Here is a 19,459-nt window from a genome sequence, read left to right as displayed (position 1 = left end):
TATTTTTGTTTAAAATATATATAAAAACTTACAACAAAATGACAACTTTACAAAAAGGAGATAAAGCACCACAATTTGAAGCGAAAGATCAAGATGGAAATACAATTAAATTAGCTGATTATTCAGGTAAAAAATTAGTATTGTTTTTTTATCCTAAAGCTAGTACACCTGGTTGTACAGCAGAAGCTTGTAATTTAAGTGATAACTACCAATCTTTTTTAGCTAAAGGTTATGATGTATTAGGAGTAAGTGCAGATTCTGCTAAAAGACAGTCTAATTTTAAAAATAAATATGAATTTCCTTATCCTTTATTAGCTGATGAAGATAAAGCTGTAATTGAAGCTTTTGGAGTTTGGGGACCAAAGAAATTTATGGGAAAAGAATATGATGGAATTCATAGAACTACTTTTATAATTGATGAAAATGGAGTTATAGAAGAAGTGATTTCTAAAGTAAAAACCAAAGCTCATGCAGAGCAAATATTAGGTTAAAACCTCATTTTCATTTTAATATTTAACACTCTACCTGTCATAAAATTAGGTATACCAAACTGTGTTTTAGAATAGACATCTCTTACCCAAGTGTTTGTAATTGCGTTTTGAATATCGAACATATTAAATAGCTCTATACCAGCTGTGAGTTCTTTAAAATTTGCTAACCAACCATTAGTATATTGTTTATTAGCATCTACAAACACATAAGAGATTCCTAAATCTGCTCTTCTATAATCTCTTAAACGTTCTTGAAACTGATAAGGATCTGCATAAGCAGGAGAGCCTCCAGGTAAACCTGTATTAAAAACTAAATTTAAATAAGCTTTTAAGTTTGGTAAATTAGGTACGTAATCTTGAAATAAAACACCAAATTTTATTCTTTGATCTGTTGGCCTTGCAATATAACCACGATTGTTAATATTTTCTTCTGTTTTTAAATAACCCAAACTTACCCAGCTTTCACTACCAGGTACAAATTCGCCATTTAAACGTAAATCTAATCCATAAGCATAAGCTTGTGTTACATTATCTGCTCTATAACGAATTCTAACATTATCTATGGTGTACGCATTTATATCATTTAAATCTTTGTAATATATTTCCGAAGTTAGTTTAAAAGGTCTATTCCACATTTCAAAACTATAATCCATACCACCAACTATATGAATAGATTGCTGAGCTTTTACATCTACATTTAGTAATCCATTAAAATCACGTAGCTCTCTATAAGAAGGAGGTTGATAATACCATCCACCAGAAACTCTAAAGAGCATATCTTTATCCCAATCTGGTTTAATTGCAAATTGTGCTCTAGGACTAACTACAGTTTGGTTTTTAGAAGAAACACCATTTCCATTCACAGACCAATTATGTAATCTTACTCCTAAGTTATACCATACTTCATGATTATTCAAAAAATTTCTTTGGTTAAATTGCACAAAACCAGAAAAACGATTGATATCAACCTCATTATCTTCTCTAATATTTTGAAAAGGTACAATTGGTCCTTCAAAAGGTACATAAGGTTGGTTATTACCTGAATGATGTGGTGGTCTTATAGAAAAACCTAAAGAGTCTATAACTTCCCATTCGCGTATTCTATCTTTAATATTTTCTTTTTGATATTTTACACCAAAATTCCACTGCTTATTTTCTTTTTTAATACTAGCCTTAATTTCTGCATTAGTAATAAGTGCATCTAAATCATTTCTTGCATGGTTTAATTGCGATCCAATACCTTGAGAAAATTGTACTTCTCCAAAATTTTGAGAACCAATATTTGCATCAACTTCACCTAAATTATAAGCTGCAGCTATGTCAAAATATTCTTCTTCTTGGGTATTATATCTAGATAAAGTAGTAGTTAAGGTAAAATCTTTATTTACCTTATATTCAGATGATAATGCACCAAATAAAGTTAGGTATTTGTCTTGTTCTTGACCAGAATAAAAGACAATTAATTCTAGTGGATTTGCAACAGTACCAAATCTTGTTCTTCTAGATAATGGTTGGTAATTATAATCGTTTAAAGAAAAGTTTCCTAAAAAACTAAGGGTAAACTTTTCAGAAAATTCATACGTTAAATAGGTTTGTACATCTGTAAATCTTGGTCTAAAATTTACATCTGTTTGCTTACTGTTTACAAACAAACTATTGTCTCTATATCTAACCCCAGTTATTGTTGTTAATTTATTGTTTAAAAAAGCACCTTCAAAAGTTGCACTTGCTCCCAATAAGCTGGCTTCTATTGTAGTAAATGTTTCCTTAGGTTTTCTGTAAGTAATATCTAAAACAGAAGAAAGTCTATCTCCATATTTTGCTTGAAAACCACCTGCAGAAAAGTTTATATTTTGCACCATATTTGAGTTGATAAAACTTAAACCTTCTTGTTGCCCAGACCTAATTAAAAAAGGTCTATATACCTGTATACCATTAACATAAACTAAGTTTTCATCAAAATTACCACCTCTAACATTATACTGTGTACTAAGCTCGTTATTATTATTAACCCCTGGTAAAGTCATTAAAACATTTTCTACACCTGCATTTGGGCCTATAACATTTTGTGCTTTTTTAACATCAATAGAAGTAATGCCTTGTGCATTTTTTTTATTGTCTTTAATAACAACTTCTTCTAATTGCTCAGTTTTTAAGATTAAGGTAGGAGAGAAGCGTATTTGATTTCTATTCTTAGCTGTAAATTTTTTAGTGATTGATTTATAAGAAACATGACTAAAAATTACTGTGACTTCTGTATCTAAAGGAATTCTTATAGAATATCTTCCATTTTCATCAGAAACAGTACCAGTTTTGTTAAACTTAATAGAAACTTCAGAAATTGGCTGATTGTATTTATTTTTTATTGTTCCTTTTAAAATTGTTGTTTTCTGAGCTAACAAAAAACCTGGTATTAAAAGAAAAAAAAAGAAGATGTGCTTCACAAAGGTTAATTTACTTGTTTTTTATAAAACGTTGCAGATAGCTCGTTCGTATTTCCAACATTATCTGAGACTACAAGTTTAAAAATATGTTTGCTACCTACCAATTTTTTATCATTAAAATTGTAGGTTAATATACCTTTTTTATGGTTATACTCCATTAAAATCCATTCACCATCTATTGTAGCTCTCCAATTTTTAATACCAGAACCATTATCGCTTATTTTTGCTTTTAGTGTCTTAAAGCTAGATATCCATTGATTATTTTTAAAATATAAAAGTCTAATTTTTGGCTTAATACTATCTGAAACTAATTTAAAATTACCCAAAGATTTAGTGGTTGTAAAAAATGTAGAATCTCTTTTTCTGGTATATTGATATCTAGGATATTTTGGGTATTCTAGATTTGCAATAAATAAAAATTGTTTTTCTGTTTCTGAATATTTTGAAACATCAAAGGTTAAGGTATAACTTTTATCTAAAGGAATGGTAGGTGTGTGCACCTTTGCAATTCCGTTAGTATAAGCTAAATCTAAATACACATCTTCGTAAAATGTGTTTTTAGGAAAAGCTACTGAAAAATCCCCAACTTTAAATTTATTAAATTTGTTTTTAATTAACTTGTAATTTGTACTATCTATTGATTTAGAAAATATAGCACTAGACTCTTTACCAACTATAGGTATATTTAAAGTACTTTTATTACCAGCATAATCTTTGGCAATTATAGTAACCATATAATTATTACCTGGTTTAACATTTAGTTTTCCATTATTAATTAAATCTTCATAAATAGACAATTTGTTAGCTGTTTCTTTGTAAGATTTTTGATAACGCCTTTTATATTTTTTATAGTGTTTGTAGTCTATATGAAGATTTAAAAATTTACTTTCTGAAAAAGAAAATGTTTCTACATCATGATAATACCATCTTTTTCCATTAACTAACATTTCTAAGCTGTAAATACCATTTTTATTATATGCACCATTAAAATTATCATAAACATCTATAGCAAACCCTATGTCTGCATTTGCAGAGATTCTGTCTGTTTTGTAATTACCATTTGATATTTTTTTAATAGGTACTTGAAATGTTTTTCGTTTTTGATTAATTCTAGACTCATTAGACAAAGCATACACTTTAAGAGCACGAATTCTTGGTGATATAGTATCTGCAACCTTAATACCAAATAGTAGTGGATTAATGACATTTTCAGACATAGTGTTTCGTATTTCAAAATGTAAATGAGGTCCTCCAGAACCACCTGTATCTCCAGAAAAACCAATAATTTCTCCCTTTTTTAAAGGAAATTGATCTTCTTTAAAAAACAAATTCCCAGTTGCATAGCTCTCTTTCTTATATTGAACAGATTTTACATAAGCTTCAATAGCATCAGAAAATTTTTTAAGATGTCCATAAACAGTAGTGTATCCATTTGGGTGAGTTATATATATGGCTTTACCATAGCCAAACTGCTGAACTTTTATTCTTGACACATAGCCTTCTGCAGCAGCATAAACTTTTAATCCTTCTTTACCTTGGGTTTTAATATCTAAACCAGAATGAAAATGATTACTTCTTAGTTCACCAAAAGAACCAGACAGTAAAATTGGGATATCTAATGGAGGTCTAAAATAGTCTTTAGGATACTTTTCTTGAGATATAGTTATTAAAGAAAATAGTATAAATAGGGTTACTATATGTTTTTTCAAAATGCAATTATTTGCTGTAAAAATAATAAAAATCATCATTTTAATAAGGTGTTTAATATCAAATGATTATCAAAAAGATGATTTATTGTTGGATTATTAAAATGAGAATGTTAACTTTGTTGATATAGTTTATTTTTAAAAGTTAATGAGTAATATTTTAGAAACCATTCATTCACTGGAAGATAAGTTGAACAAACTGCTTTCTAATTACGAGTTTTTAAAAAATGAAAATAACATACTGTTGCAGAATAACACAAAATTGCAGCAGCAGCTTTTAGAAAAGAGCCAATTTATAGAAAATCAACAAAAAGAATTTGATTTATTAAAAGTGGCAAAAACTATTGAAGGCAGTAGTACAAATACAAAAGATACAAAACTGAAGATAAATGCATTAATTAGAGAAATCGATAAATGTATCATTCAGTTACAAGAATAAAGTTCTTTTACAAGTGGATAAATTAAAGATTAATGTTGTAATAGCTGGAAGAACATATCCTTTAAGTGTTAAAAACACTAAAGAAGAAGAGGGTATGCGTAAAGCCGCAAATGCAATTAATAATCTTATAGCTTTATACGAAAAAAACTATGCAGTTAGTGACAAACAAGATGTTTTAGCCATGTCTGCATTACAGTTTGCTTCAAAAATAGAGATCGCATCTTTAGAAAAGCAGTCTACAGAAAAAGAAGTAATTCAAAAAATAAATGAGTTATCTAATTTATTAGAGACACATTTAGAATAAGTTCATTAAAATACATTAACAAAACACTGCCTACGTTAGTAATTGTTTATTAAACTCAACACTATTCTATTATGAAGGATGAGTCTTAACTACTAAAGCATGCCATTTTAAATGGATCCTTGAACAGTTAGTTAGTCCTATAAATGTCATATTGGAGTTTAAAGACACACCTAACGTAGGCTTTTTTTATATATTAAATTTACACTATGAATGAAATGATTCTTCCTATTCTAATAGGAATTATAATAGGTTTTGCAATTGGTTTTATTGTTTTAAAAGCGGTTGAAAAATCAAAAGGCAAAAAGCATATAAATGAAGGCAAAAGAGCTGCAGATTCAATTATAAAAGAGGCTAAGAAAGATGCAGAATCCATTAAAAAAGATAAAATACTTCAAGCAAAAGAAAAGTTTATTGAGTTAAAATCTGAACACGAAAAAGTAATTTTATCAAGAGAAAAGAAAATTTCTGATGTCGAAAAGAGAATTAGAGACAGAGAATCTCAAGTAGCCTCTGAGGTAGACAAAAACAAAAGATTAAATAAATCTTTAGAACAAAAAGAAAAAGACTACGATTATAAATTAGAATTCTTAGAAAAGAGAGAAAGTGAACTAGAAAAAATGCACAAAAGGCATGTAGACATGTTAGAGCAAATTTCTGGTTTATCTGCAGAAGAAGCTAAGAAAGAACTAGTAGCTTCTTTAAAAGATGAAGCTAAAACAGAAGCAATGGCTTTTGTACAAACCTCTATAGAAGAGGCTAAATTAACAGCAGAACAAGAAGCTAGAAAAGTAGTTTTAGGCACAATACAAAGAGTTGGTGTAGAACAAGCTGTAGAAAATTGTGTATCTGTATTTAATCTAGAATCTGATGATGTTAAAGGTAGAATTATAGGTAGAGAAGGACGAAACATTAGAGCTTTAGAAGCTGCAACTGGTGTAGAAATTATTGTAGATGATACTCCAGAAGCAATTATTCTTTCTTGTTTTGATCCTGTTCGTAGAGAAATTGCACGTTTATCTATGCATAAATTAGTTACAGATGGTAGAATTCATCCTGCAAGAATTGAAGAAGTTGTTAAGAAAACAGAAAAGCAGATTAATTCAGAAATTATAGAAGTTGGTAAAAGAACTGTGATTGATTTAGGCATTCATGGTTTACATCCAGAATTAATTAAGATTGTAGGTAGAATGAAGTATAGATCTTCTTATGGTCAAAACTTACTACAACACTCTAGAGAAGTATCTAATCTTTGTGGTATTATGGCTTCTGAAATGGGCTTAAATGCTAAGCTAGCAAAAAGAGCTGGTTTATTACACGATATTGGTAAAGTACCAGAAACAGAAAGTGAATTACCTCACGCACTTTTAGGAATGCAATGGGCTGAAAAGTTTGGAGAAAAGGATGAAGTTTGTAACGCTATTGGTGCTCACCATGATGAAATTGAAATGAAGAGTTTATTATCGCCTATAGTTCAAGTTTGTGATGCAATATCAGGAGCAAGACCAGGTGCAAGAAGACAAGTTTTAGATTCTTACATTCAAAGATTAAAAGATTTAGAGAATATTGCTTTTGGTTTTACAGGAGTTCAAAAAGCCTATGCTATTCAAGCAGGACGTGAATTACGTGTTATGGTTGAAAGTACAAAAGTAAATGATACAAAAGCTGCTGAATTATCATTTAATATTTCTCAGAAAATTCAAAATGATATGACTTATCCAGGTCAAGTAAAAGTAACCGTAATTAGAGAAACTAGAGCAGTAAACGTTGCTAAGTAATATTTAATAGAAATATATTTAAAACCTCACTTTTAGTGGGGTTTTTTTATTTTCTTGGATGATAGGTTTCAACCACTTCTCTTAAGTAACTCTTATCCAGATGTACATATACTTCTGTTGTAGTTATACTTTCATGACCTAACATTTGTTGTATAGCTCTTAAATCTGCACCATTTTTTAACAAGTGTGTTGCAAAAGAATGTCTTAAAGTATGAGGACTAATTTTCTTTTTCAAATCAATATCCATAGCTAAATTTTTGAGAATCGTAAATATCATTTGTCTTGTTAAACCTTTTCCTCTTCTGTTTAAAAACAAAGTATCTTCAAATTCTTTTTTGGGTTTCACAAAACATCTTATTTGATTGATATAAGTCAAAATGTACTTTTGTGCTTGATTATGAATGGGTACAAAACGTTCTTTATCGCCTTTTCCTAAAACCCTGATAAAGCCTTCTTCAAAAAAAAGATCTGATATTTTTAGAGTAATTAATTCACTTACTCTTAAACCACAACTATACATTACTTCTAAAATAGTTCTATTCCTTTCTCCTTGAGGATGACTTAAATCTATAGCTGATATTAATTCATTAATTTCCTGTTCAGACAAAGTATCAGGTAACTTTATACCGATTTTAGGAGTTTCTATTAAATCTGTAGGATTTGTTTTTCTATACTCTTCAAAAACCAAGTAATCAAAAAAACTACGTAAACCAGAAATAATTCTTGCTTGACTTCTTGGGTTTACTTCTTTAGCTATTTGATAAATAAATCTCTGAATAATATCTTTATCTATAGAAATAGGGGAGGATTTGATTTGATTTTTCTCTAAGAATAAAATTAATTTCTCTAAATCACGTGTATAACTATCTATCGTGTTTTTAGAGAGCCCTCTTTCTATTTTTAGATAAAACTGATAATCTTTAATCGCTTGTAGCCATTTCATTTGCTAAAAATAAAGTATATATTTACAACTTTAAAGAAATATATGAAGCTAATTATTATAAACGGACCCAATTTAAATTTATTAGGTAAACGTGAACCAGAAATTTATGGTTCACAAACTTTTGACCAATATTTTAGAGAACTACAATTACGATTTAAAAATGTAGAATTAGCTTATTATCAATCTAACATAGAAGGTGAATTAATTGATAAATTACATGAAGTTGGTTTTGATTTTGATGGTATTATTTTAAATGCTGCAGCTTACACACATACTTCTGTAGGTATAGGAGATGCTATAAAAGGAATTGAAACTCCTGTTGTAGAAGTGCACATTTCTAATGTTCATGCACGTGAAGATTTTAGACATAAAAGCTATATTTCACCAAACGCAAAAGGGGTTATTTTTGGATTTGGTTTAAAAGGCTATGATTTAGCCATTCAGAGTTTTTTATAACTCTAACAGCATTTTAATATCTGCTCTCTCATAATGAGAATCTTTTTCAACAGGTATTTCTTTAAAACCCACTTTCGTATAAAGTTGTATAGCAGCTTTCAAACTTCTATGTGAGTATAAAGTAATACTATCCCAACCTTTTTCTTTAGCAAAATTAATGGTAAAGTCCATTAATTGTTGACCAATTTTAAATCCTTGGTATTTAGGAGAAACAGCCATTTTACTCAATTCAAAAAATGTTTTTTGGTTGATTAAGGAAACCACACCTACAATCTCTGTATTATATTTCGCAAAAAAGATAAAACCTCCAGGATCTATAACATATTGTTGAGGATTACTTAATACCTTTTCATCATAAGGTTCTATATAGAAATATTTTTTTAACCAGTCTACGTTTAAATCATAGAAATACTTTGCGTATTTCTCCTCAAAAGGTATAATTTCAATAGTATTAATATTCAAAATAACTAAATTTTTGAGTTAATGATCTGCATCATTTCATTTTCTAAAACAATTGTTTTTTGATAAATATGTGCTGCTTTTTCTAAAATATTTTCTGCAAACTTTTTGTCTTTTATATCTTTTGCGTTTATTCTTACGTTAAAATAGGCACCAGTAACAGCTGTTTTTGCACAAAGTACTCCAACACCTCCATCAGAAAGTGAGTTTTGTAACCCTTTTTTCATCATTTCTAACATCACTTCTATAGAATTAAATGCAGTTTCCATTACTTTAAAAGGAATTTCAGTAGCATATTTTGTAGCATTTTCTATAGCTTCTTTTCTTGTATTTATTTCTTCTTCATTGCCTTTTGGTAAACGAAAAGCATCAATGATTTTATTAAATGCATTGGTATCCTCATCAACCAAAAAAAGAAGTTGATTTTTATAAATCTGACCTTTTTCTGCCCATTCAGAAAAATATTCCCATTGATCATCCCAACCAGGTTTATGAGCAGATAAATTGGCAACCATAGTTCCTAAGGAAACCCCTAATGCTCCAACATATGCAGAAATACTTCCACCTCCTGGAGCCATAGATTCTGATGCAGTTTCTTCTGCAAAATCTTTAATTGTTAAGTCTATTAATTTCTTATCAGCATCTGCATTCATTACATATTCTATAATTCTTTCTTCAGGATGAAAAGGTTTTAAATCATCTAGACCTAAAGATTTAATAGCAATTTTTACTTTTTCTTTTTCAGATATTCCTAATGAACGTTCTTGTTTTTTTAAGAAAAAATCTGCTGCATCTAGCATAGCTTGTAAAGGAACTAAACCTACTAATTCAGATCCTGTAACTCTTAGACCTCTTTCTGTTGCTGATTTTGATGTTTCATAAAAGGCTTCATGCATAGAAGTTATAGAAATATTGGTTAAGTTATAAGAGATTTGTGCAATACCATATTCTTCTATAAACCAACCAATTCCTTTCACTGCTTTTAATTTACCTGGTATTCTAACTGGCTCACCCTTATCATCTAAAACTTTTTTACCAGTTATTGGGTTTCCTTCACGTTTTATTCTACCTGCTTCACGAATATCAAAAGCTATAGCATTTGCTCTTCTAACAGAAGTTGAGTTGATATTTACATTGTATGCTATTAAAAAATCTCTAGCAGAAATTGCAGTTACACCTGCAGAAATTATTTTAGGATTATATTCTTTGGGTCCAAAATCTGGTTTCCAATTAGGATTTGATAGTTTCTCTTTTAACCCTTCATATTCACCAGCTCTAACATTAGCTAAATTTCTTCTATTTTCTGATGTTGCAGCATTTTCATAATAGTAACCAGAAATACCTAATTCTTTACCAACTCTTTCACCTAATAAATGGGCATATTTTGCAGTTTCTTCCATAGAAATATTAGCAATTGGTACTAAAGGACAAACATCAGTTGCACCAAATCTTGGATGTTCTCCTTTTTGCTTGCTCATATCTATTAATTCAGAAGCTTTTTTAATTAATCTAAAAGCAGCCTCAATAACATTATTGGGCTCACCTACAAAAGTAATAACGGTTCTATTAGTTGCTTTTCCTGGATCTACATCTAAAAGTTTAACACCTTCTACAGTGGTTACAATATTTGCAATTTCTTGTATTTTTTTAGTGTCTCTACCTTCACTAATATTAGGTACACATTCTATAATTTGTGTGTTCATGGTTGATGAATTTGATTATCAAATGTAAAATTTTCATCAAACAAAAGCTATAGAAATTATCAGAAAAATAATTAAAGATTATTATTTAAAAGATTTTGATAAAAATAAATATCGAACAAAAAGTAAAATTAATAAAGGAATAACAGCTATTGGAAAATGCTGAATACTAGTAATCCAAATAATTGGTATAATTACTAGCAAAAATAACAAAAAGATAAAGTAGTTAGAAAGCCATTTTTTACCTTTATTTAATAAGAATACAATAATTAAATTAGGAGCAAATGCCCATAAAACATTGAAATTATTTGGAGTAATGGAGTGGTCTGTAAAAAACCATAAGAACACAATTAAAAAACCTACAAGCCCTGTAGTGATTAGCAAAATAGTATCTAACCATTTCGTTCTTTTTTGATTTTTATTATCTCTATAAGTTATAAAAATTCCTAAAAGTGCAATTATTGAAAAGACTAATAAAGGGCTTATAAAAGGAATACTTTGTTTTCTATTTGGGAAATCTAATAGTAACTCCTCTTTTTTTACCAAAGGTTGTTTTTGGTTTTTAAAGTAGACTGTACTGTTTTTAAAAATAGTATAAACATAATCAGGTAAATACATGTACTGTTGTAAATTGGCAGTTTTATCTAATTTACTACCTAATGCTAGGTTTATACCAAAACCTCCCCAAGTGTTCCAATGAATCTGTCTGTTCATTAAGGTTCTAAAGCTTAATTCTTTTTCAATCTCTTTATCATTAAATTCAACTTTATCACCTAAAATTGTGGTAGTAATATCTTTTAATTTAGAAGCACAATTATTAAAAAAAGGATCATATAAGTAGGTAGCATTTTGTGGAGATGCATTTCTTTCTAAATACATAAAAAAAGCCTGTCTTTGTTGCTGTGTTAAATTTAGCACTTGCTGTTTAACCCAACGTTTATCTTGCTTGTAGCTTTCTAAAAAATATTTAAATTGATATCTGCCAAGCTTATAAAGTAGTCTTCCTTTTGTAAAATTGGTATAAAAATTAGGAGCATTAAAGTCAAATATCCCATAATTATATACTAAGTCTAATTGCAACACTGGATCTTTAATTCTAATTGCAGAATGACCAAAAGCTTCAAATAGTTCATTTCCAGCATCTGCAGTAACAATACTTATTTCTGAATAAACAGAAAGTTGTACCTGAGATTTTGAGGTTATAGATATTGCTAAAAATAAAAAGGTGAAAAGTAACTTCTTCATAATTATCTTCTAAAAAAGCTGTAATCTACAGTTACAGAAAAAATATTAGAGTATTGTGCATTTCCTATGCTTCCAATATTGGTTAAAGCATAATCTATTTGAATTCCTTTATAATTAAATCCTAATCCAAAATTTGGTTGAGTAGAGAGTGTTTTAGAATTATCAAACTCAGTGATATATTGAAAATTACCAACACCTAATCTTAAATAGACTAACTTATCATAATCTAATTGAAAACCAACAGCTGGATCAATACTTGCAATACTAGAAGAAAAAATATCATTAGTTTGTTCGAATCTAATATTTAAATCTACCTCAGATTGTAAATTAAAAAAACGACCAATTCTCCAATTCTTAGCAACTCCTAACTGTATTTTTGGTTTTGTAATTTCTGTAGTTTCAGGTAATTCTTGGTTTTGACCAGGTATTGCGTTTTGTATTTTATTAAACTCATCTTCATCAATAGCCCAGGTATTGTAAGTTGTAGTAATATCTCTAATCATTAATCCAAAATACCAATCATTCCTTTCAAATTGCAATCCAGCATCAAAGCCAAAGCCCCAAGAAGTTGCAAAATCACCAATAATTCTTCTTACAACTTTTGCATTAACACCTATTTTTAAATCCTTAAAAATTAAATTTCTTGCATAAGCAACATTAAATGCATAATCTGCAGCAGAGAAAAGGCTAATTCTATTAAAATCTATATTTCCATTACTGTCTATTAATTCAGTAGTATTTAAAATATCATCAACTCCAAAACGAATTACAGATACTCCTAAAGCACTATTTTTATCAATAGGCATAGCAAAGGCAGCATAATTATAATTTGCAATACCTGCAAAATATGAAGCATACATTAAAGAACCTTGGTAATCTTCTATACCTACTAAACCAGCAGGGTTCCAATATATTGCATTAACATTATTAGTTGTTGCAACTACAGCTTTGCTCATTCCTAAAGCTGCTGCATCTACACCAATATTTAAAAATTCGTTTGAATAATTTCTAAATGCTTGAGCATTTAAAAAAAATGGGGAAATCAACAAAAAAAGTAAAATTCTATATTTCACAAATACAAGAAAATTGTTCTAACAAATATCTAAAAACCTATTAAAATAACTATGGTTTTTATTGGATATTGTTTTAGAAATCTAAATTTGAATAGTTTCTTTAATAAATCTCTCAATTCTTTGCTCTAACCATCTATTTTCATTTGGTTTAAAAGAAGACATAAACCCACAATGACCTCCAAACTTTGGTTCTTCAAAAAAGAAATAATCAGATTTTTTTGCTTCTTCATAAGGATAACATTCTCTTGATAAAAAAGAATCATCTTTAGCGTTAACTAATAAAGTAGGTACTTTAGTTTTTAATATATAGGGTTTAGAGCTTGCTTTATTCCAATAATCTTCTGGACTATCAAAACCAAAAACAGGACAAGTGTATAAAAGTTCTAAATGTTTAAACTTAGTAGCTTTAAATAATTTGTCTTTATCTAATTGATATTCTGGAAATTTATGAGACTTTTCTAAAACTTTGTTTTTCATAGTTTTAAAAAAAACTTCCATGTATAACTTATTTTTAAGTTTATCCATTTCTTTTTCTGCAGAAGCAATATGAATAGGAACAGAAACAGCAACACCTCCTTTTACAATAGATGAAATAGAATTGCCTTTTTCGCCTAAATATTTTAAAGTTAAATTACCTCCAAGACTAAAACCAACAATAACAATATTTTCGTAATTGTAATTTTTTATAAGATGATTTACTACAAATTCTACATCCTCTGTTTTTCCACTATGATATGTAGAAAGTAATAAGTTATCTTCTCCACTACAACCTCTTAAATTAAAACAAACAGCATCTAACCCCATTTTGTTAAAATGGTTTGCATGAGAAGTTATATATTTAGATTCAGAGCTTCCTTCTAAACCATGTATTAATAAAACTAAAGTTTTTGAATCAACAGTTGTAAAATCTAAGTCTATAAAATCATTATCCCAAGTTGTAATTCTTTCTCTTTGATAATGAGTTATATCTTTCATAAACAGTGGTCTATACATCGTATTAAAATGACCATTTCTAAATGGTATTGTAACCTTAAAATTTGATTTTAAAACTGGCATAGAAACTTATTTTTACAAATATCTCAAAAAATATAAATAAACAAAACTCTTACATAATGTTTTATTATTTTTGCTTAAACACCAACCAAAAACTTTTTATAATGAAACACTTACCTAATTTAATAACTCTTGCTAATTTATTTTGTGGGTCGATTGCTGTAATTTATGCAGTAGAAGAAAATTTTGAATATGCAGGTTTATTTGTTGTTTTAGGTATTTTTTTTGATTTTTTTGATGGTTTAGCTGCAAGATTATTAAAAGTAACAGGCGAGCTTGGTAAACAGTTAGATTCTTTAGCAGATATGGTTACAAGTGGAGTTGTGCCAGGTATTATTATGTTTAAATTAATTCAGATTAATTTAGAAGCAAATGGTAATATATTCATTTTTGAAGATCCTATTTTAGATGTAGCACTTATTGGTTTGTTTTTAACATTAGCAGCTTGTTTACGTTTAGCTAAATTTAACATAGATGATAGACAAACAACTTCATTTATAGGATTACCAACACCTGCAATGAGTTTGTTTGTGGTTTCACTTCCTTTAATTCAACAATATTCAGATGTTGCTTTTGCTAAAGAATTAATTTCAAATAATTATTTTTTAATTGCAATAACATGGATATTATCTTATTTAATGAATGCAGAAATCGCTTTATTTTCTTTAAAGTTTAAAGATTATTCTATAAAAAATAATTTCATAAAGTATTTGTTTTTGATTATTTCGCTACTATTAATATTAATAATTCCTTTTTTATCTATACCTATAATTATTATATTGTATATTATATTTTCTCTTATTAAAAAATAATAATTATGAAAGCTGCTAGAATACCAAATAACGAAGAAGAGAGATTAAAAGTGCTAAAAAAATATAGTATTCTAGATTCTTTACCAGAAGAAGAATATGATGCAATTACTAAAATTGCTTCTTCTATATGTGATACACCAATTGCCTTAGTTTCTATTATAGATGAAAAAAGACAATGGTTTAAGTCTAATCATGGATTGGAAACTAAAGAAACTCATAGAGATTTAGCCTTTTGTGCTCACAGTATACTGAATCCTAATGAAATATTTGAAGTAGAAGATGCAACTAAAGATGAACGTTTTTTTGATAACCCTTTAACTACAGGTGCTCCAAACGTAATTTTTTATGCAGGTGCTCCATTAAATACATCAGAAGGATATCCTTTAGGAACACTCTGTGTAATTGACAATAAACCAAAAAAATTAAATGATACTCAAAAAGAAGCTTTAAATCTTTTAGCTAATCAAGTAGTTCGTTTATTTGAGTTAAGAAAGAGTAATGCAAAATTAAAAAGTGCAAATAAAGATATTGTAAAATTAAATGATAGATTAAACAATTTTGCATTTAGACTTACTCATGATTTAAAGTCTCCAATAAATAATATCAATTTTTTAATAGATGTATTAAAAGAAGATCATTTTGAATTATTTAAAGAAACACAAGCAGAAAATTATTTTAATTTAATTGCTGATAGAATTTCTTATATGGATAATTTGATAAATGACATTTTAGTATACAGTAAAGTAACAAATAAAAACATTGTATTTAATGCATTCAATATCAAAAACTTAATAGAAGGTATTATTAAAAATATTGATATTGAAAATAAGATTGATTTTATTGCAGAAAATTTAGATACTGATATTTTTAGTTCTAAAATAGGACTATTACAAGTTTTTCAAAACCTTATTTCTAATTCTAAAAAATTTACTGATGAAGAAAAAGTTATCATAAAGATTGCTTTCTCAGAAGATACAGAAAATTATAATTTTGTTTATGAAGATAATGGGCCAGGCATACCAAAAAAATATTGGAAAAAGGTTTTTGAAATGTTTGAAACACTTCATAAAAATTCAAACAATAATACTGGTGTAGGTTTATCAACTGTAAAATCAAATATAGAAAGGTTAGGAGGGTCTATAACTTTATCTAATAGAATTGATAATAAAAAAGGGGTTTGTTTTAAATTTAATATTCAGAAAAAGGATATTTAAATATGTTTAAATCTGTTAGAAGTTTTATTGGAGCAAAAGATTTTAGTGAATCATGTAATTTCTATAAAGATTTAGGTTTTAAAGAAGTAACCATATCTGATAATATGAGTTATTTTAAAATTGATGAAAAACTTGGTTTTTATTTACAAAAAGCATTTGTAAAAGATTGGGTAGATAATTCTATGTTATTTTTAGAAGTTGATGATATAGAAGCGTATTTAAAAAAAATAGAAGCATTAGACTTACTTTCAAAATATAAAAAGTGTAGATTGTCTAAAATTGTAAATAATGATTGGGGTAGAGAATTCTTTTTACATGATCCTTCAGGAATTCTCTGGCATATAGGATGTTTTAATTATTGAAAAACTTTTTTCTTTTTCAATTCAAAATCTTTACCTAAATACACTTTTCTTACCATTTCATCAGCAGCTAATTCTTCTGGTGTACCTTCTTTTAAAATACTTCCATTATACATTAAATAAGTTTTATCTGTAATAGCAAGAGTTGCTTGTACATCATGATCTGTAATTAATATACCTATGTTTTTATTTTTTAATTGCGCTACAATACTTTGTATATCTTCAACAGCAATAGGATCTACACCTGCAAAAGGTTCATCTAATAAAATAAAATTTGGGTCAGATGCTAAACAACGTGCAATTTCTGTTCTACGTCTTTCACCACCAGAAAGTAAATCGCCTCTATTTTTACGCACATGACCAATATTAAATTCATCAATAAGCGCTTCTAATTTTATTTTTTGCTCTTTTTTAGAAAGATTAGTAAACTGTAAAACAGACATAATATTATCTTCTACAGAAAGTTTTCTAAATACAGAAGCTTCTTGAGCTAAATACCCAATACCTTTTTGGGCTCTTTTGTACATAGCATCTTCTGTAATTTCTTCATCATTCAAGAAAATTTTACCATGGTTAGGTTTTATCATACCAACAATCATGTAAAAAGAAGTAGTTTTACCTGCTCCATTAGGTCCAAGTAAACCAATGATTTCTCCTTGCTTAACTTCTAAAGAAATACCTTTTACGACCTTTCTAGAACCATATATTTTCTGAATGTTTTCTGCACGTAAAATCATATTTCAAAAATAAAGAATGTGGTTTTTACTTATCTTAAATATATTATAATTTTTCTTCTTCTAAGGCTTCCCAATATTCATAAGCCCTTCTTAAATGAGGAATAACAATTGTACCACCAATTAGATTAGCAATAGCCATTGTTTCTAACATCTCTTCTTTAGTTACACCATTTTCCATTGAAGATTCAAGATGATACTTTACACAATCATCACATCTTAAAACAGTAGATGCAACCAAACCTAATAACTCTTTTGTTTTAACAGATAAATGACCTGCTGCAAAAGCATTAGTATCTAAGTTGAAAATTCTCTTAATAACTTTGTTGTCTGTTGCTAAAATTTTATCGTTCATTTCTTGACGATAATCATTAAATTCTTTAACTTTTGTTGGCATTCTTTTCTTGATTTTTAATAACTCTTTTAGACACTTTAATACCTATTTCATATAAAAATAAAATAGGAATTGCTACTATAACTTGACTAGCTACATCTGGAGGTGTTATTATGGCAGCTAGAATTAATACAACAACTAATGCATGCTTTCTATAACGTTTTAAAAACTCAGGTGTTATTAGTCCGATTTTTGTTAGAAAATAAATTAAAACTGGTAACTCAAATAAAATAGAAACACCTAATAACATATTAGTAACTAGACCAATATGAGATTCTAGTGTAAAGCTATTTTGTATACTATCTGTAATTTGATAGTTATATAAAAAATGAATAGATACAGGAGCAATAACATAAAAGCTAAATAAAACTCCTATAAAAAATAAAATTGAAGCTATTAAAATAAAACCTCTAGATCTTTTAATTTCATTCTCAGTTAATCCAGGAGATATAAACCTCCAAATCTCCCATAAAATATAAGGAAATGCTACTATTACACCTAAAATTAATGAAGACCAAATAGAATTCATTAATTGAGAGGTAACCTTAATACTTTGTAATTTTTTATCTGCAAAATTTATAGTACAGAAATCGCTATCTACTCCAAAGAAATTAAAAAAGTCACAAAATATTCTGTAAGTTATAAAGTCTGGTTGAATATGAGCTAATAAGAAATGATCATATACTTGTTCTGCAAAAGCAAAAAATACAATAGCTAAAATAAATATAGCTGCTGCACTTCTAACCATATGCCATCTTAGTTCTTCTAGATGACCTAAAAAAGACATTTCTTTTTGTTGTTCTGCCATTTAAAAAATACCTTCTTTGATTAAATCATGTAAATGAACAACACCAGCATAATTATTATTGTCATCGACTACTAAAAGCTGAGAAATGCTATTATTTTCTAAAATATCTAATGCTTCAACAGCCATAGCATCACTATGAATTGTTTTTGCTTTATTACCCATAATATCACTGGCTACAAAAGCATCAATTTTAGTTGTCTTACTTAGCATTCTCCTTATATCACCATCTGTAATAATACCAATTATTTTATCATTTTCTACAACAGCAGTTACACCTAATCTTTTCTCAGATATTTCAATAATTACTTTAGCAATAGAATCAGTTTTAGCAACTTTAGGAGCTTCGTTTTTTTCAACTAAATCAGAAACTCTTAAGTATAGTCTTTTTCCTAAAGCTCCTCCTGGATGATATTTTGCAAAGTCACTGCTAGTAAATCCTCTTAATTCTAATAAGCAAACAGCTAGAGCATCTCCCATAACTAATTGCGCTGTAGTACTAGTTGTTGGCGCTAAATTATTTGGGCAAGCTTCTTTTTCAACAAAAGTATTTAAAGGAAAATCTGAATTTTTTCCTAAAAAAGAATCAATATTACCTGTTATAGCAATAATTTTATTTCCATAATTCTTAATCAGTGGAACTAAAACTTTTATTTCTGGTGTATTACCACTTTTAGATATACAAATAACAACATCATCTTCTAAAACATTACCTAAATCACCATGAATAGCATCTGCAGCATGCATAAAAACTGCAGGTGTTCCTGTAGAGTTTAATGTAGCAACAATTTTGGTTCCTATATTTGCGCTTTTACCAATACCAGTAACAATAACTCTTCCTTTAGAGTTTAAAATGAATTTTACAGCTTTTTCAAAATTATCATCAATTAATTGAGCTAAATTTTGAATGGCTTCACTTTCTAGACGTATGGTGTCTTTGGCAATATCGATTATCGAAATATTTTTCAAACTATACTTGTTTTATCAAAATAAAAAAAAGTTATATCTTTAGATATAGAAACGAGCAAATTTACGTTAAAAATAAGTTTCATC

20 protein-coding genes and 1 other RNA gene are annotated in these 19,459 nt (G+C 28.1%); 9 read left to right on the top strand and 12 right to left on the bottom strand.

Annotated features, from left to right (window positions below):
• Positions 1–38: 38 nt before the first annotated feature.
• Positions 39–491: a thioredoxin-dependent thiol peroxidase gene (gene bcp / locus ACFOWD_RS10875; protein WP_298992819.1), complete on the top strand. Its 453-nt coding sequence runs from the start codon at positions 39–41 to the stop codon at positions 489–491.
• On the opposite strand, the gene ACFOWD_RS10870 is transcribed toward bcp, so the two are convergent.
• A complete protein-coding gene (locus ACFOWD_RS10870; RefSeq protein ID WP_377410490.1) occupies positions 488–2,935 on the bottom strand; it encodes a TonB-dependent receptor in 2,448 nt (815 codons plus the stop codon). The two genes, bcp and ACFOWD_RS10870, sit on opposite strands and share 4 nt — an antisense overlap.
• A gap of 5 nt (positions 2,936–2,940) precedes the next feature.
• Complete coding sequence (locus tag ACFOWD_RS10865; protein WP_377410488.1) at positions 2,941–4,644, bottom strand: M23 family metallopeptidase; 1,704 nt, start codon at positions 4,642–4,644, stop codon at positions 2,941–2,943.
• A gap of 145 nt (positions 4,645–4,789) precedes the next feature.
• Here ACFOWD_RS10865 and ACFOWD_RS10860 point away from each other — a divergent pair, with 145 nt between their 5' ends.
• From ACFOWD_RS10860 to rny, 4 genes are all read left to right on the top strand, one after another.
• Complete coding sequence (locus ACFOWD_RS10860; protein ID WP_298992826.1) at positions 4,790–5,080, top strand: hypothetical protein; 291 nt, start codon at positions 4,790–4,792, stop codon at positions 5,078–5,080.
• 13 nt (positions 5,081–5,093) lie between these two features.
• Positions 5,094–5,384, top strand: a complete 291-nt coding sequence (locus ACFOWD_RS10855) for a cell division protein ZapA (protein ID WP_298992828.1) — start codon at positions 5,094–5,096, stop codon at positions 5,382–5,384.
• Between the two features lie 53 nt (positions 5,385–5,437).
• Positions 5,438–5,544, top strand: a non-coding RNA gene (gene ssrS, locus ACFOWD_RS10850) — 6S RNA.
• A gap of 46 nt (positions 5,545–5,590) precedes the next feature.
• Positions 5,591–7,159 (top strand): ribonuclease Y, encoded by a 1,569-nt coding sequence (gene rny / locus ACFOWD_RS10845; RefSeq protein WP_298992830.1) that lies wholly within the window; start codon positions 5,591–5,593, stop codon positions 7,157–7,159.
• 46 nt (positions 7,160–7,205) lie between these two features.
• Here the strand turns inward: rny and xerD are convergent, their stop codons facing one another.
• A complete protein-coding gene (gene xerD, locus ACFOWD_RS10840; RefSeq protein WP_377410485.1) occupies positions 7,206–8,102 on the bottom strand; it encodes a site-specific tyrosine recombinase XerD in 897 nt (298 codons plus the stop codon).
• Positions 8,103–8,144: 42 nt separating this feature from the next.
• On the opposite strand from xerD, the gene aroQ reads away from it, so the two are divergent.
• Positions 8,145–8,558, top strand: a complete 414-nt coding sequence (gene aroQ / locus ACFOWD_RS10835; protein ID WP_298992834.1) for a type II 3-dehydroquinate dehydratase — start codon at positions 8,145–8,147, stop codon at positions 8,556–8,558.
• On the opposite strand, the gene ACFOWD_RS10830 is transcribed toward aroQ, so the two are convergent.
• The 5 genes from ACFOWD_RS10830 to ACFOWD_RS10810 all read right to left on the bottom strand — a co-directional run bounded on the left by ACFOWD_RS10830 (position 8,553) and on the right by ACFOWD_RS10810 (position 14,091).
• On the bottom strand, positions 8,553–9,014 hold the full coding sequence (locus ACFOWD_RS10830; protein WP_377410998.1) for a GNAT family N-acetyltransferase: 462 nt from the start codon (positions 9,012–9,014) through the stop codon (positions 8,553–8,555). The genes aroQ and ACFOWD_RS10830 overlap by 6 nt on opposite strands.
• Positions 9,015–9,025: 11 nt before the next feature.
• The gene (ftcD, locus tag ACFOWD_RS10825) at positions 9,026–10,720 is read right to left on the bottom strand and encodes a glutamate formimidoyltransferase (RefSeq protein WP_377410483.1); all 1,695 of its coding nucleotides are present in this window, start codon (positions 10,718–10,720) and stop codon (positions 9,026–9,028) included.
• Positions 10,721–10,801: 81 nt separating this feature from the next.
• Positions 10,802–11,962, bottom strand: coding sequence for a lipoprotein N-acyltransferase Lnb domain-containing protein (locus ACFOWD_RS10820; protein WP_377410480.1), 1,161 nt, complete (start codon positions 11,960–11,962; stop codon positions 10,802–10,804).
• Between the two features lie 2 nt (positions 11,963–11,964).
• The gene (locus ACFOWD_RS10815) at positions 11,965–13,035 is read right to left on the bottom strand and encodes a putative type IX sorting system protein PorV2 (RefSeq protein WP_377410478.1); all 1,071 of its coding nucleotides are present in this window, start codon (positions 13,033–13,035) and stop codon (positions 11,965–11,967) included.
• A gap of 81 nt (positions 13,036–13,116) precedes the next feature.
• Positions 13,117–14,091 (bottom strand): YheT family hydrolase, encoded by a 975-nt coding sequence (locus ACFOWD_RS10810; RefSeq protein WP_377410476.1) that lies wholly within the window; start codon positions 14,089–14,091, stop codon positions 13,117–13,119.
• 98 nt (positions 14,092–14,189) lie between these two features.
• Between ACFOWD_RS10810 and ACFOWD_RS10805 the strand changes: the two genes are divergently transcribed.
• The 3 genes from ACFOWD_RS10805 to ACFOWD_RS10795 are packed head-to-tail and all read left to right on the top strand — an operon-like array spanning position 14,190 to position 16,476.
• Positions 14,190–14,900, top strand: a complete 711-nt coding sequence (locus ACFOWD_RS10805; protein ID WP_377410996.1) for a CDP-alcohol phosphatidyltransferase family protein — start codon at positions 14,190–14,192, stop codon at positions 14,898–14,900.
• A 5-nt stretch (positions 14,901–14,905) separates the two neighbouring features.
• The gene (locus tag ACFOWD_RS10800; RefSeq protein ID WP_377410474.1) at positions 14,906–16,114 is read left to right on the top strand and encodes a GAF domain-containing sensor histidine kinase; all 1,209 of its coding nucleotides are present in this window, start codon (positions 14,906–14,908) and stop codon (positions 16,112–16,114) included.
• 2 nt (positions 16,115–16,116) lie between these two features.
• Positions 16,117–16,476: a VOC family protein gene (locus ACFOWD_RS10795; RefSeq protein ID WP_377410472.1), complete on the top strand. Its 360-nt coding sequence runs from the start codon at positions 16,117–16,119 to the stop codon at positions 16,474–16,476.
• On the opposite strand, the gene lptB is transcribed toward ACFOWD_RS10795, so the two are convergent.
• Genes lptB through ACFOWD_RS10775 form a run of 4 tightly spaced genes read right to left on the bottom strand, consistent with a single transcriptional unit; the run spans position 16,470 to position 19,375 of the window.
• A complete protein-coding gene (lptB, locus tag ACFOWD_RS10790; RefSeq protein ID WP_377410470.1) occupies positions 16,470–17,210 on the bottom strand; it encodes an LPS export ABC transporter ATP-binding protein in 741 nt (246 codons plus the stop codon). The genes ACFOWD_RS10795 and lptB overlap by 7 nt on opposite strands.
• A gap of 43 nt (positions 17,211–17,253) precedes the next feature.
• Positions 17,254–17,604 carry a carboxymuconolactone decarboxylase family protein gene (locus ACFOWD_RS10785; protein ID WP_298992860.1) on the bottom strand — a complete coding sequence of 117 codons (351 nt, stop codon included), beginning with the start codon at positions 17,602–17,604 and terminating at the stop codon, positions 17,254–17,256.
• Entirely contained in the window at positions 17,588–18,409 is an 822-nt protein-coding gene (tatC, locus tag ACFOWD_RS10780; RefSeq protein ID WP_377410468.1) for a twin-arginine translocase subunit TatC, read from the bottom strand. The genes ACFOWD_RS10785 and tatC overlap by 17 nt, the downstream gene beginning before the upstream one ends.
• Complete coding sequence (locus tag ACFOWD_RS10775) at positions 18,410–19,375, bottom strand: KpsF/GutQ family sugar-phosphate isomerase (RefSeq protein ID WP_377410466.1); 966 nt, start codon at positions 19,373–19,375, stop codon at positions 18,410–18,412.
• Between the last annotated feature and the right edge of the window lie 84 nt (positions 19,376–19,459).

Source organism: Polaribacter marinivivus, assembly GCF_042651285.1.
Taxonomy (GTDB): domain Bacteria; phylum Bacteroidota; class Bacteroidia; order Flavobacteriales; family Flavobacteriaceae; genus Polaribacter; species Polaribacter marinivivus.
The sequence above is the reverse complement of the archived record's forward strand: the minus strand, read 5'-3'. Positions and strand labels throughout refer to the sequence as shown.